The organism is Oxobacter pfennigii (genome assembly GCF_001317355.1).
GTDB classification, from domain to species: domain Bacteria; phylum Bacillota; class Clostridia; order Clostridiales; family Oxobacteraceae; genus Oxobacter; species Oxobacter pfennigii.
In genome coordinates, this window is the sequence record NZ_LKET01000028.1 from 200,144 (window position 1) to 214,232 (window position 14,089).

15 protein-coding genes are annotated in these 14,089 nt (G+C 48.4%); 2 read left to right on the top strand and 13 right to left on the bottom strand.

All coding sequences use genetic code 11. The features are described from left to right. Positions 1 to 4: 4 nt before the first annotated feature. Positions 5 to 463, bottom strand: a complete 459-nt coding sequence (locus OXPF_RS07550; protein ID WP_242854347.1) for a hypothetical protein — start codon at positions 461 to 463, stop codon at positions 5 to 7. On the opposite strand from OXPF_RS07550, the gene OXPF_RS23025 reads away from it, so the two are divergent. Beyond that, positions 450 to 809 carry a hypothetical protein gene (locus OXPF_RS23025; RefSeq protein ID WP_242854348.1) on the top strand — a complete coding sequence of 120 codons (360 nt, stop codon included), beginning with the start codon at positions 450 to 452 and terminating at the stop codon, positions 807 to 809. The genes OXPF_RS07550 and OXPF_RS23025 overlap by 14 nt on opposite strands. Here the strand turns inward: OXPF_RS23025 and OXPF_RS07555 are convergent. The 11 genes from OXPF_RS07555 to OXPF_RS07605 all read right to left on the bottom strand — a co-directional run bounded on the left by OXPF_RS07555 (position 793) and on the right by OXPF_RS07605 (position 13,254). After that, on the bottom strand, positions 793 to 2,784 hold the full coding sequence (locus tag OXPF_RS07555; protein WP_054874591.1) for a hypothetical protein: 1,992 nt from the start codon (positions 2,782 to 2,784) through the stop codon (positions 793 to 795). The genes OXPF_RS23025 and OXPF_RS07555 overlap by 17 nt on opposite strands. A gap of 21 nt (positions 2,785 to 2,805) precedes the next feature. Further along, on the bottom strand, positions 2,806 to 3,366 hold the full coding sequence (locus OXPF_RS07560; protein ID WP_054874592.1) for a DUF4352 domain-containing protein: 561 nt from the start codon (positions 3,364 to 3,366) through the stop codon (positions 2,806 to 2,808). Positions 3,367 to 3,410: 44 nt separating this feature from the next. Continuing rightward, entirely contained in the window at positions 3,411 to 3,902 is a 492-nt protein-coding gene (locus OXPF_RS07565; protein WP_054874593.1) for a hypothetical protein, read from the bottom strand. A 49-nt stretch (positions 3,903 to 3,951) separates the two neighbouring features. Beyond that, positions 3,952 to 7,128, bottom strand: coding sequence for a hypothetical protein (locus tag OXPF_RS07570; RefSeq protein WP_054874594.1), 3,177 nt, complete (start codon positions 7,126 to 7,128; stop codon positions 3,952 to 3,954). Beyond that, complete coding sequence (locus OXPF_RS07575) at positions 7,125 to 8,102, bottom strand: zinc ribbon domain-containing protein (protein ID WP_054874595.1); 978 nt, start codon at positions 8,100 to 8,102, stop codon at positions 7,125 to 7,127. The genes OXPF_RS07570 and OXPF_RS07575 overlap by 4 nt, the downstream gene beginning before the upstream one ends. A gap of 42 nt (positions 8,103 to 8,144) precedes the next feature. Continuing rightward, complete coding sequence (locus OXPF_RS07580; protein WP_054874596.1) at positions 8,145 to 8,654, bottom strand: hypothetical protein; 510 nt, start codon at positions 8,652 to 8,654, stop codon at positions 8,145 to 8,147. Positions 8,655 to 8,796: 142 nt separating this feature from the next. Then, entirely contained in the window at positions 8,797 to 10,209 is a 1,413-nt protein-coding gene (locus OXPF_RS07585; protein ID WP_054874597.1) for a helix-turn-helix domain-containing protein, read from the bottom strand. Then, positions 10,206 to 10,415, bottom strand: coding sequence for a helix-turn-helix domain-containing protein (locus OXPF_RS07590; RefSeq protein WP_054874598.1), 210 nt, complete (start codon positions 10,413 to 10,415; stop codon positions 10,206 to 10,208). Before OXPF_RS07590 ends, OXPF_RS07585 begins: the two co-directional genes overlap by 4 nt. Positions 10,416 to 10,834: 419 nt before the next feature. Further along, positions 10,835 to 12,205 (bottom strand): relaxase/mobilization nuclease domain-containing protein, encoded by a 1,371-nt coding sequence (locus OXPF_RS07595; RefSeq protein WP_278308365.1) that lies wholly within the window; start codon positions 12,203 to 12,205, stop codon positions 10,835 to 10,837. Positions 12,206 to 12,317: 112 nt separating this feature from the next. Further along, complete coding sequence (locus OXPF_RS07600; RefSeq protein ID WP_054874599.1) at positions 12,318 to 12,722, bottom strand: hypothetical protein; 405 nt, start codon at positions 12,720 to 12,722, stop codon at positions 12,318 to 12,320. Between the two features lie 46 nt (positions 12,723 to 12,768). Next, positions 12,769 to 13,254: an SLOG family protein gene (locus OXPF_RS07605; RefSeq protein WP_054874600.1), complete on the bottom strand. Its 486-nt coding sequence runs from the start codon at positions 13,252 to 13,254 to the stop codon at positions 12,769 to 12,771. Positions 13,255 to 13,385: 131 nt separating this feature from the next. Between OXPF_RS07605 and OXPF_RS07610 the strand changes: the two genes are divergently transcribed. Further along, positions 13,386 to 13,631 carry a helix-turn-helix domain-containing protein gene (locus OXPF_RS07610; protein ID WP_054874601.1) on the top strand — a complete coding sequence of 82 codons (246 nt, stop codon included), beginning with the start codon at positions 13,386 to 13,388 and terminating at the stop codon, positions 13,629 to 13,631. 70 nt (positions 13,632 to 13,701) lie between these two features. Here the strand turns inward: OXPF_RS07610 and OXPF_RS07615 are convergent, their stop codons facing one another. Beyond that, the gene (locus OXPF_RS07615; RefSeq protein ID WP_054874602.1) at positions 13,702 to 14,037 is read right to left on the bottom strand and encodes a plasmid mobilization protein; all 336 of its coding nucleotides are present in this window, start codon (positions 14,035 to 14,037) and stop codon (positions 13,702 to 13,704) included. Positions 14,038 to 14,089 lie beyond the last annotated feature (52 nt).

Consider the following 14,089-nt stretch of genomic DNA (forward strand, 5'->3'; position numbering starts at 1 on the left):
CTCCTTATGGCCGCACCAGCGCAACAAGCGCCGGTGTCCCGTCGGGCGTATCCATCGTACCGACGGCGTATTGCTTCCCATTAAGCTCGTAGAACTGCGTCAGGTGTATGGTTCCCGCACCGGACGCCCACAGACCGCCGTTTTCCCACTTGCCCAGAAATACGCCGTCCTCCATATCCGTTTCGTCGAAGCGTTCTCCCTCGTTTGCCCAAAAAATCTGATACCAGTCGAGGGTGAGGCTCAGGCTCTCCGCCGCACCTGTAAGGGCGACATTGAGAAACTCCATAGCGCCCGAGTCGTATTCGTTATTGGGGTCGTAAATAATCAGTGCTTTCCAGCTCCCAGTCAGCGGGCCGATATTGTCTATGATATTCGCATCGGATGGAACTCCGTCATAAACCACGTCCTCTGTGTACCAGAGAAAGTCCTCCAAATCGGGGCGTTCCTCCGTGGATAAGCTCACGCCTGTCACCTCCGGCGCGGGAATACTGCCGCTTTCCGTGGCCGCAGGCGGGGTTTCTTTCTCCGATGCCGGTGTAACGAGCGCTGTTTGCTCCGTCCTCGGCGCAGGAGATTCCTTTACTGCTGCTGACGGCAAATTGGGCGGTATAGTGAGAACGCCTATCACAAGCATCAGCAGATTGGCCGCAATCAGTATTGCGGGCAAGATTTTATTGCCTCTGCCCGCAGATGGAATATTATCTCTCATGGATATGCCTCCAGTTTGTTTGATCCGATTATTGTGCGCTGTTTTCTCATGTTGGCCGACATATCTTGTGCTTGGGGTCGTTTTTACCTCTGACAGGTAATCACGCCCCACTCTTTATCGTTGTGGTCTCGCATTGAGGCGCTGAACGATGTTCCGTCAGCGGAGAATACAAATTTTGCTCCCGCAATATTTGCCTCGCCTGTCGACCACCGCACAAAATAGCTGCCGTTGATGTAGGTGCTCTGGGTTTCATTATTTGAGCAGACAATTTTATAGTAAGAGCCGTCGCCAAAATCCTTTTCAAATGTGACTACAGTTGTCACATCAATATCCTTACCTGTTTCCGTAACATTCATGACCCCTGTATATGTTCCGGAATAGTCCACTTTATTTGTTTTTGTATTTAAAATGACCTCCATTTCGGTTTTTACAAAGGGTTTGAGCTTGGCACTCAAGGCAACCTTACCCTCTTCCAAGTCCTTTTCTGTTTTATAAAATTCCACCTTCATAGGGAATCTCGCCGTTTCATGGGCACCCAGAGTGAACTTCATCTGTCCGTTTGCTTCGCCGTCAAGGCGGATGGTCCACTCTTTTGCCGTGGTTCTATCGGAAAGCGGGGCCAGTTTGACATATGCGTTGGCCCATTTTGCCTTCTCAGTGTCATAATCCTCCCTGAAGTTCAAGGTGTATACCCTATTTAGCAGTGCGGCAAGTTCTTTATACTCCTTTTCCCGCTGAGTTAGGGCATCAAAATACATATCCCGGCTCAGAGACTGGAACATAACCTGAAGGTAATCATAGATCTCAGCTTTGTAATTGCTTGATATTTTATTGCGGTCGCTCTCCGACGGCCACGGATACTTGGACAGCTTGCCGTTCTTTTCATATGCGTCTATCCATGAATCCCAGTCGCTTGCTGCAACCTCCCAGTATTTGTTTACATAGTTGTCAATCTCGCTCTGCATTTTGTCGAGAGCTGTCTGCGGAGCGGATTTGTTTTCTTTGTATATCTTCTTGAATAAATCGTACCAATCCTTGACACGGCGATTGTTTTCGGGTCTTGCGTAATAGGCGTCGTACATATTTTTTGTGCTTTCATACTTGGTGTCGATGGCGAAATTTATCACATCGGTAAGCGCGATGTCGATCACTCCAACGCCCACATAGGCCACCTGAAATGAATCCAACAGATATTTTTTTGACGACGCCAAGTTCAGCCCCAGATTCAACACGGTTTTCATTCCGCTAATCGACGTTTCTTTGCTTGTCAGCCCGTTGCTGTATGCGTCATACGCGAACTGGGTGCAGGAGGTCGCGATGCCCAAAACCGTCAACGCGTTGCCGAACGGTTCGGTGATCATATCGTCGTATGCGCCTCCAAGCGATACGAGAGTGGGGATATTTGTTTCAGCGAACATCGGCAGTGAGCTGTTTGCATTTAAAAACGCTGATATAACATCCTCTTGCCACGACACACCCTGCTCGGCGTAGGTTTTGAGCAGCTGCTCCGCTTGCTTTGTCGTCATGTGAGCGGCGTAGGCGTTGACATCGTAAATGTATTCGCTTCGTTTTCCTTCGTTCCTGACCTTAAACACGCTATAGGTGGAGAGGTGGTCAGTGAAAATATGCACCTTGTTGGCTTCGGCGTTTACTGTATAAAAGACGTCCTCCCATTGCTTTGTTTCCTCGTTTAGATATTTGCCGCAGACCGACAGAATTTCCTCGTCGGCTTCAAGCCCCGCATCGTCATAGGGTATGGTCAGCTCGACAACTCCCTCCGGCTGACCGGAGGACAGCTTGAAATCGTAGGCGTAGATTTCAACATCGCTGTCTATTGACGCGGGCGATACCTTTTGTATGGTGAGTTCCTCGCCAGCCTCCAGCAGACAGCCAAAGTCTATCGCCGCACCGTCCTCTGAGGCCAATGCCGTCTGTCCGTCCTCCACCGTAAAGGTTTCGGATTTCTGTGTGCCGGGAGTCTTAGCCTGATTACCAGAGCCGCAGCCGGAAAGCCCCGCCATTAAGGACAACAGCATAGCGACTGCAAGCAAAAAGGATAGTATTTTTCGTTTCATTATATAAAGCCTCCTTCAAATCTACTCAACCGTGAAGCGGAAAAAGACCGTATCAAACAGTTGGTCGTATTTCATAGTAAGCTCTTTTTCATCGGGCTTTATTTGGAAAGTCAGCCAGCCGCTTTCCGCAGTTCCCGGAGCAAGATAGGCTTCTTCAAATATACCGTCCTGTAAAAAATTTTTTACGTCTGTGTTGCGCGAATAGTCCGAAAGCTCGGCATTATAATCTCCGTCGCGCACGATACATAGCGGGGTCTCATCCACCGACACGGCCTCCGTGTCAATATTTTCGACGGTCACATAAACCTTAATATAGCTGTACCCCTCCTTGGGGTTCCAGAAAATTGAGGTATCACTCACCCGCTCTACCTTATCAATTGTTATTCGGTACTCCTCATACTCGGCCGCCTCGCCGATACCGTAATACTTGTTTTCATCCGCTCCCGCCTCGCCGGAGGGAGCATTGCCCGATTCGGCGGGCGTGGAGCTTTCTGAGGGTGATTTACCGCCGTTCTTTTCACCGCAAGCGGCGAAGGTGAGCATAAGTACCAATGATAAAAATATAATTAATGTCTTTTTCATAAGATTACCTCCTAAAATTCTTGTTATAGCAAGCCAACTTCCAGTCAGTCGATCTTGTATCCTTCATACCGGGGTCCATCTTTTGTTTCGTCTTTAAATGATATAGTCGTTTCACCGTTTACCTTTGTACTCCCATCCTCAAGGATAAAAGTATATTTTGAATCTATTGTGATTTCACTGTCTTCATGGGGAATCTTTTGAACATATGAAGCTATTCCCGAAGCCGGATCATAGGATAATTCAAAAGGTTCTTCACCTTTAGCATCGCTGGATGCTACCAATTTATCTCCGCTCTTTGTGAACACGACAGTATGCTTCTGTTCTTTGCCGTCATAATAGGTATTCATCGAATAAGTCCCGGCGATATCGTCGAGGGAAAGCCCAGCCTTTCCTTTTTCCTCTTCGCCAGAAGGGGCATTGCTTGCTTCAGCCGGAGCAGAACCTTGTGCTTGCGATCCTCCTTCTCTTTTCTCACCGCAGGCGGCGAGAATGAAAATCATTATAAACACCAGAAATAAAACCATAAGCTTTTTCATGATACTACCCTCCATTATTTATATTTTGATTTTCCTCACTCCCATCCGATTAGAGAGTGCCAAGGCTCTTTTCTGGTAGATAGGGCGGATCAACCGGAGGCGATTTTGCTTCCGTGGCAAAAGGCACATCGCCAAAAAGCTCTCCGAAGAGATGGTCAAAGAACTTGCCTATAGCTTCGAAGCCGAGATCAATGGAGATCAGGGAAGCTGTCTTGCGATTATTTTCATCAGTAAATTCACTGACCCAGCTTATCCGTGGCCATGCTGAGAGATCTACAGGGCTTGCGTTGCTATCTTCGGTGGATTTTAGCCAATCTTGAGCTGATTCCGCGCCCATTTCTACGACTTTAACCGCACCGGCACCAAAGCTTTCTTCAAGGTACTTCTTGATAATATCTGACTGCTTAAACTCTACGATTTTCAACAGATACTCCCCTTGCTTGTCGATGTCCCATCTACCCTTGAACACATTAGGTGCGATATTCTGCATCCATTTGCTGACGGGTTTATTTAATGCCTTTTGGACCGCAGAATTTTCTAAAGCCTTATCAAAGAAATTACCGGCAATTTTTTTCACGCCCATAGCTGTCAAGTCAGCTGTAAGCGCTGTAATAGCAGAATAGATATCGATTTTCCCGTCTCGGTCTCTATTTTCATAAATATTCTTCGCTATCTTCCAAACCAAGAAACCTGCCACGGCGGCACATGTCTGTTTGAAGGTAATATTTTTACTACTCGTAGCATCATCAAAAGCATTTACTATGAGATTATCCACTCCTGCGGTGATATTTTTAATGGTTTCCAGTTCGTCCAAAGTGATCGGTTCATCATTGAGCAGATAATCAAGGACTTCTCCCAAAAAGGCGGCAAAAATATCTTTGGCTGGGGATAGAAGAGCATCAGCTGTATTGCCGTAATATTTGCTTATCAGATAGGAAAAGGCCTGGTCACCGAACCATTTGAGCCATTCGGCATAATAAAGCATGTTATCCAGTTCTGCGGCGATCTTTTCGTATTCGGCGGCATCCCGGGTGTAGTAGGTTACGGCATCATGGCAAATCCGAAAAGTCACCAGACGAAGCTCTGCCGTGGACATTTTTTTACCGTTTTCCCGGAGCATCTTAGCCAGTTCCGGACTGATCCCGCCTACTTTGCTGACGACTTTCTTCATATGGGCAAAGGCTTCATCCCAGCCGGCCAACGGTCCGGGACCTCCGCCTAAGAGGCGAAGGGGCAGATCCAGGGTATACTCCTCCTGGCCATAGGTGCAGGAAATGGGCAAGGTGAGGTAATAAGGTTTACCTTCTTCTTCCACCAGAGCTTCCTCGGGAGCAAATTTATATTCTTTCAGGTTGCTTGGGATTTCCTGAATACTATACTTAAACCGCTCGGCCAAATGGATGGTGCGTTCCTCAGTTCCTTTTAAGCCAGCAAAGACAGGACTGTATTCCTTGGGTTCGAGAACCCGGACTGTGGGTCTGCCCTCATCATCCTGCTCAGGTACGGCAAAATCCAGGACAAAGCCCGTTGGTACTACGTCCCCCCATTCGTCTGTAGCCTCATTATCAAAGGTGTCGATTAAGACATAACCCTGATCATCAAACTTCACTTCCCGGATGGACAGACCTTCCGGATAAAGCTCTGCATTTAGGCTGTTTTCCGCTTTTTCCTGATCATTTTCAGCTATAATGCCGAAGCCAAAAGTTTGTTTTACAGTTTGCGGACCTTCCGGCTTAGGGCTAAGGTTTTTCACTTTCAGAATATAGCTTTGGACACCGGATTCTTCCATAGTCCCCATATTTTCAATATCTTGGATCTCTTCCAGTTCGCAGCTCAGAGGAATCCCTTCTGCTACATCCAGCCGGACTGAAGCTGGCTTTTCCAGAAAATCATTGAGGGTAACAGGAGTTTCATAAACCTTGCCATCTCCTAAAAGCATTGGCAGCGTCATAGTCAGATAACGTCCCTGCTCTGGGAAAGAAATATAGGGTTTGCCGATTATGCGGAAGGTTACATTGTTCTGGAAGGAACCCCCTTCACCCCTAAAGCGGATGCTAACTACTCCGGTGCCAGGATTTTCCCCGCCAGGTACCGACTTTGCCGACACCAGGGCGCCCATATAGTTCCCCGCCATGGAACAATCCCCCACAGCCAAATTCCCTCCGGAAAAAATCTCTATAGCAGAAGTCAAGTCTGGTCGGTCAATTTCCTCCCCTTCAGGCGTTATCTCTACAATCCGGGCATAGATCGTTACTGGTTGGGTATCATAACGGATCCCACCGCCGAAGTCCTTACGCAGGCACATTCTATAGCGACTTCTCCTCTTGCTGTTATTGTCTCCTCCATCTCCGCTCCTTCCACCTGCACCGGCACCGGCCATGGCTGCGGCTCCGCCGATGATGACAATAGCCAGGGCTTCAGGGATACTAACGCCTGTTTCACCTGCATCCTTATCGGCACGGGTATCTATTTCTGAATTCTTTTGCTCTGCGGACACTGAACTGGCTTTAGCTAGCTTCACGCCTTCAACCCGAAAAAATACCATGGCACCTGTCAGTTTGCTAATACTATCATCATCGGTTACTGCATAAGCGTCAGCTCTTACTATCATGGTATTAGGGTCATCCTCAATCCTGGCAACAGCTGCATATGAAGCCTCCGGCAAGTGATATTGACTCCCATAATCCCTTGATTCCTCAAATTCCCAACCGTAGGTAGTGGTTGCACCTGATTCAGAAGTGTCATAAGCAGAAAAAGAACCGCCAACATTGTATAGAATCCCGGCTCCTTTTGTGGTCCCAAACTGGATATTCTTCATAATAAATTCACCCCTTGCCTCAGCGGTGTGAATATAACCAGCGCCTCTATTATAATTAAAAGGGCCATAGCTAACATCCAGCCTATACTCTGGTATTACTTCACCTCTTTTAAGAATCAGAGTCTGGCCACTTATGGGATGAAACCTTTTATTTTCAGCCCTATTATAAAAAGCATCAAAATGCACTAAAAATGCTTCATAAGGCACAAGTCGAATCTCTTCCAGACGATCCCAAAAATCTGCGAACCCATTCACATCCCCCTTCTTCAAGTCCAACTCAATTATTGGATCTACATAGCCTTTAGGTATTTCGGTACCTTCTGCCAACGCTCCTAAGGGCATAAGCATCATGCCTAATAGCAGAATTACCAGGCAAGCAGCCAAGCAGCGTTTTCTTCTGGTTTTCATTCTCCGCTCGCCTCCTTTTTATTTTTGTTTACGACCGTAACTAAGCCACCGGCCAATAGTAACAGGATTCCAAGCACATAGCCGTTTCCTCCACCAGGGAGAAAGCTGATTGCTGCAAACAGGGCAAAGCCAAGGGTCCAACCCCGCATGAGGGTCGTAAGGGTCGTGTTATTTGCTTTTGGAAGCAAGGCATTGATAAACTTCCGCAAAAATCCATGATGAGTCAAAGCCTTGGCTGATAATAAAAAAGCGGCCAGGCAAACCATTGTGTTTTGAAGATTGGAGGAAACCATCAAGTTAGTAACGATCAGGGCCACAGCGATGCCCATTAGCAGCGGTCCGGCTACGCCTCTCAACCCTTTGGCTATACCACCCAGTTGGCCAAGGCCGCTTTTCACTGTCTGAAGCATACCTTGATCAGCAATCAGCTGGGCCAATAGGGCAGCTACTAGTCCTTTGCCGATGCTGCCCCCGATAAGACTGCCCTGGGCGGCGGTGAGCCAGGAGAGCAAGCGAAGCGGAAGGGGAAAGATACCTAAGGAAACTAAGAGGTTTACCAGCAACCATGTGATTACCAGAGCGATGACCACTACCAGCCTTTTTTTGTCGTGTAGCGTCCGTTTCAAGCCGCCCGCTAATCCCTTAATGCCGATTTTCAGCAGAGACAGCAGGTTTTCTGCTTCAAAATCTCCCGCCAAGGGGGTCAGTTCCGCCGGCAGAGCAAGTTCCCCAGCCGACTGATAGGCGGGGGTCGCCTCGGAGAACATGCTTTTCGCATAGGCGGCTGCCTTGATTTTTGCTTCGATTTTCATTTGTTTGCCAGCCTTTGACAGGATGGTCTCACTGTTCGGCGTTGCCTGTTCTGGCAGCGTCCCAGCTTCCTCCAATACGTGGGAAGCATTGGCTCCGCACTTTGCACAGAATTTCGCTCCCTCATTCAGAGCCGTGCCGCAGCTTGTGCAGAATTTACCCATAATACTCACTCCTTCTTTCATTAATCACGCGATTTTGATGCGTTACCATCCGATGATGTCTGCCGTTACGCCGGTTTCACGAAGCAGCTTTTGTGCTGCATCCAGTACCGCCTGCTTTTGAGTCATTCCGTGCAGCAAATCTACCCGCATGGTCTGAGCCGCGTCGCCAAAGGTCAGGTACATCCGTTCCTGATCAATATGGGCGGTGTGCAGCCGCACGCCATGTACCCCGTCGAGACCCCACCGGTAAATTTCGCTGCCGATGAGGATACCAAAGGTAGATACTACGGTTTCCTCGATGTCTTTTTTGATTTGGCGGCCTGGCATGGAGATGAGAGCAGATGACACCGCAAGGATGCGATTATCCCAAATGAGTGTTGCGTCATAGAGCAGACGGCTCTGCCTCACCAATAACACGAGAGAGATAAGGCTGATCGCTCCAAAGGCGAAAACCACTTCTAACATAGAAGTTACACCGAACCACACCGCTAAACAAATACTAGCTGCGAACAATAAGGCATATCCATTGCGTCGTTTGCGGATTAATTTCATTTGCACCAACCCTCCTCCAGTATTCATTTTAGGGAAGGATGTCTCAAAAAGCATCGTTCGAAAGGATGAAATTACAGAAAAAAGCCCCTCACCCTTTTGGGTGAGAGGCCAGTTAAACCCAGTATTTATGCAGTTTTATGGTTTATCCAACCGTTTGGTTTTTCAGCAGGGTGCTGATGAGCTCCGCACGGCTTGAAACATCGTATTTTGAAAAAATACTTCTTGCGTGTGTTTTAACGGTATTCTCACTGATGAACAAAGCCCCGGCAATCTCACGGTTGGATTTGCCGGAAAGGATCAATTGCAATACCTCCTGCTCCCGGACAGTCAGCGGATTAAGGGTTTTGACCTGCCGTACAATATCCGTTTGCTGTGACTGGCTCATATTATCATAAGCGGCAAGGTAAGCATGGCTTTTCAGCAATAGAACAAGCTGGTGGTTGAGGGACGGCAGCATAGCCAATGTAACGCACACCACCGTCAGGGCAATCACCGCCACCTCCGCGCCGGGAAGCCCCATGGATGTCACAGCTATTCCCAGGACGCCTCCGCAAAGGACGCCGAATACATTGGCGGAAAGACCGATGCCAAAGGTTTGTGACGGGTTATCGCTATAATCCAGCATTTCTCCGAGGATGCTCCACCAAAACAGGTCAAAAATACCGCAGGCGCCGAGCATCAGCGTATCCACAGTCAGATAGTCGGAGGTATTTCGCCCCAGCAGCATAAAGCTGATGAACGCTCCCATAATCATTGCCATTCCGATATACAAAATTCTGGAACGATTTGCTTTCATAGGTAGGTTGCGCATAATAGCAAGCGCCACGATATAAGGCACGGCCCAATACCAGCTCACCAGCCCCGTCAGATGCTCAAAAGCGGGGTTAATGACCTGATACATCAGTCCGGAATTAATTGTAATGATAAAGACAAAAAGACACAGCAATATTAGTGGGTTTTTAATGCCGCCATGCGTCTTATTTTTAAATGTTTTGTTCTGCTCATTCTTCTGCACCAACGGTAGCATCCAAATGAAGACCATACCGATTACAAGACAAAGCACAGAGAGGCCAAGCCCGATAAAGGTTGACCTGTTCATGGCCACCACGTTGACTGCAATCATCAGCAAATTGGAATAAATCAGAACGTCGGCACAGGATTTAATGCGCTCGTTCTGGGGAGTAAAGGCCCTGAGAAAAAATCCCCATGCCGCCACCGCGCAGCCGCTAAAGTATCCGCTAACAATCAGTCCGCCCATCCATAGAGTGGGGAGAGGAAAAAAGAAGGGAACAGTGGCGGCTAAGCATAAGCCCATGCCGCCGAGCATCATGCTTTTGGCGGCCGCCTGTGACTTGACAAACAGGCCGCAGGTAAAAAGCCCTGCGAAATGCGCGATAATTGCAGTCAGTATGTAACGGTCGGCGTCTGTTCCACGCAGATCCAACAGGCTGTACAGCACCTGCCCCTCAAACTGAAAGGACAGAATATAGGCAAAGAGAAATGAAAATCCGGCAACAGAAAGCCTGCGGGCATTGAAAGATTTAAGTCCGTTCATTTGATAACCTCCCGCTCATCGGAGGCTCCGCCTTTTTTAACCCATTCGTCAATGTCGGCAGTTTTGAAACGCCAGAGCTTTCCCACCTTGGATGCGGGCATACCGCGCTGCTCAATCCATCGCATAATGGTATGGCGCTTCACGCCAAGATAATCGCAGACCTCTTGCAGGGATATCCATCTGTCGTTATGTATTGTTTCAGGCATAGATGCCACCTCACTTTGATAAATTCGCGCAAATATCCTAATGGATTAATTGTAACATAATAATATCAAAATGACAATTTCTATTTGTTGTTTTGTGTTATATTGCGTAGTATTGGTTACTATTAGAATATAGTCTCAGGCATCTTTATCCGTGTTATTTTATATTCTTGAAAACTGTTGTTGTATGCGCCTATATTAAAACGGCAAGCAGGGGGAATGGCGCGCCAAAGCGCCCATTCCCGCGCTCCACGCATTCCTTCCTCCGGTCGGAATGGCTCCGCTCTGCTTGTTGGTGCTCTGCCCCAACCCCCGTCAGACAGCCTGCGTTCGCGTCTGTCTGTTAAGCGCCTGACGGCGCTGCTGCGCGTTCCTTCGGGAACGCTTTTTACATGCGGAGGGAAGAAGCATTCCAGACACCGTTACCGCTGTTTTTCCTGATCCGGCACGGTCGGGGAAAAGCGCAGTAATCTGTCCGTGTTTTCTTTGGCGGTCAAAAGATTTCTCATGGTTTCTCTGGCCTGCCGGTAGCCCTGATAGAGCTTTTTCTTTTCCGCGAGCAGTGCCGCATATTCCTGTTTCAGTGTCTGTATAGACGGGAGCTTTTTCAGCTCCAAAGTGTTAAACGCTTTCTTGGCCGATTGGTGCAAAAGGATTTCTCCCTCATGCTCCGCGCGGAATTTTTTGCTGTATCCGGCCTTGCGGTACTGGACATAAATATCCCGTGTCCGGCTGTAATTGGCGATATGCTTTTGCAGGTCGGAGATATCCTTCATGCGGGTTTCCGCCTGCTTGATTTTTTGGGAAAGCGCGTTGAAAGCGGTGGTGGACTCCGCCGATTTTTTCTCAAGCCGGGCATAGTCCGTCATGCCGTTTTCCTGTAAAAAGATCAGCGTCTGCGCCGCCTGTTTTAAGTTGAAAAGCTTTGCCCAGCGTTCATAGCCGGGGCCTTTTCCCATCTGAATTTTTGCCTGGATGTCAATGAGCAGATTGACCTGAACGGCGTTCTGCTCAAAAGAGGAACCGCCCCCGGAAACGACAAACCGGGCATTCGCAATCCGTTCCCGGATAGCCTGTTCGGTATAATTGCCTTTCAAGGTATCGCAGCGTGTTCCGCGCTTTTGTCCGGGGCCGGTAAATTTGATATGCTTCCCGCGCTTGACCGCGTAGCCTGCCGCCTCCATCAGAGACAGAAAGGCTTCAAAGTCAGAGGGATTTTGCTCCAGCGCAGCGTCAATCGCGCGGCGCAGTTTTTCCTGAAAGGATGGAGGCTTTTCATCGCCCAGCCACGTTCCGTAATGCCCACGGCTCGGCTTGGGATTCTCTATTATGGACAGTCCGTTCTCCAGACAGATCGTATCGCTTAACCGGCGGACGGCTCTTGCAGAATGCCGGAAATCCTCAAATTTCTTCGTGCAGTCCAGCGTGGTGGAATTGAAATAAATATGGGAATGGATATGGTGCTTATCCTCATGGGTTGTAACAATAAAAGCATGGCGGCCTTTGGTGAAACGCAGAGCAAGCTCGTAGCCGATCCGATTGGCTTCCTCGGCGGTAATTTCCCCCGGCTTGAACGCCTGGCGTATCTGATAAAGCAAAATATTATTATCCCGTTTTTGTTCCCGTCCGGTGATATAGTAATACTGGCGTTTGGCAAGTAAAAACTCCGCGTCGGCGGTCGCCAGATCGCATTCATAGGCGGAAATCAGAAAGCCGTCCCGTGTCTTTTTCGGGTTCTTTCCATAGTCCAGACTTCCCTTGATCGTCGCCAGAATGCTCCTGCCCTTGTCGATGTGGCGGGGCCTGAAATAAGTGGTGGCCGTATAATCCCCTCCTTTGCAAAAAGAAAAGACGCCTGCTCTCCGTAAGTCCGGAGGCAAGCGCCTTTCTTTCACTTGTTGGCGGCTATATTTGGTTTATGTTTTTCCTCGACCATAGATGCAGCAACATAATGAGTAGCGCTCCCACGACCCAAACACCATATGTCCAGAACGGGCTTTTATCGGTGACACTCCATGCCACAAAAGCAAAGATAAATCCCCATAGGATGGACAGCAGGACACCGATAATCCAAAAGCCCACTTTGGTCATTTGAAGAAACAGCAGCAGGGCAAAAACACCCGCGCCGATTCCGATGGAAAGTGCCGTACTCAGATGCCATACGCCGTTTGCCACAAAGCCCGTAATAACTCCCAGCGCAATGCTGTCAAACACCATAATCTGCTTGAAAAACAAACCGATAAGAAACAGAATAAATCCAATTGCCGCACCGATCAGCAGTTCAAAGCCTGCTGCCGCTATCAGTCCCATATCTGTCCCCCCCTCGTGTTTTCTTTTCCTTATTATACCATATCAGTCAATGAGATGGTACTGATTCTTCCGGTTCGGAAAGCGAAATCATATGCACCTCCAGTTCCTTTGCAGCAGCCATTCGGAGTATCTGCGCTGTGTTGCTTTTGATATTTTCATCAGAAAAGGCAATCACTCTTTGAGCCGATTCGAGAAGGTAACGGTTGGCGGCAAACTGGCAGTCGCGGTTGTAATCCTGACTGATCAGCTTGAAGCCGCTGCACTGCGACATCAGTTCCCGTACCTGTTTGTTTTTGGCCTTCATGCGTCCGGCATGAGGATAAACCGCCTCCAGGAACAGCTCTGGAATTTCTTTCTTCTTTTCCGCCACGATCATTGCAAACTCCAGATTGGTTCCTTTGTCCATGTCGCTTAAAAAAACAGTGAAGCCGTCCGCAACGGCCTGTTCGATTTCCCGATGAAGCGCCTGCCTGACATACTCGATTTTTTCCGTAGGGATTTCACGGGGGCCGGTAATACAACAAGATTTCATAAACTCCATTCCTTTCTAAGATTATTCTTTCTAAAATACATAAAACTCTATGTATAATATAGAATATTCTATATTATAAGCGGTTCACCTGTTTCTTGCAAGCATGTAAACTTATAGCAGAGGTGAACGAAATGCCAAAAGAATGGGATATAAACGATAAACGCTTTATCCAAATCGGATTGAAAATCGCGTATTATCGAAAAATGAATGAAATGACCCAGGATCAGCTTGCGGAGCGGATCGGGATTACATCGAAATATTTATCACAGGTGGAAACGCCGTCCTGCGTACAGCCGGTTTCTTTGAAAACGCTGTTCGCCATAGCGGATCTGTTTCACATTCCGCCCCACAAGTTTCTGGAATTTGAAAAGGAATGACCGGGCCTCATGGCAAAGGAGCGGCATATTCCCAAGTTGGGAATACGCCGCTTTTTTGTCATGGGAGAGCCTACAGTTCAGAAAGCTTTTTCAGAATACCGCCAGCCTGCTCCCAAAGCCGGTCATAATGCTCCTGCAAGTCCCGGATATCGGCGTCATAGAGGTTGCCCGTCTCATGGGTGCGCCGGGCAATCTGGTTTAAGTTGTTGGTGGCGGTGCGCAGCAGGGATACCATCTGCCGCACCTCGGATAAGTCAAGCTGCACCACATAACCGTCCACTGCCATTTTTAAAAGATAGGCCCGCAGGCTGCGAATACCCGCAAGCTCCATTTTCTTTTCAATGAGGTCTCGTTCCTGTTGGGATACCCGAAAGGATACGTTGAGGTTACGGCTGCGTTTTTCCACTAAAAATCAGCTCCTTTCCACTGAATGGAAGCCAAAAACACCTGCCGCCCGG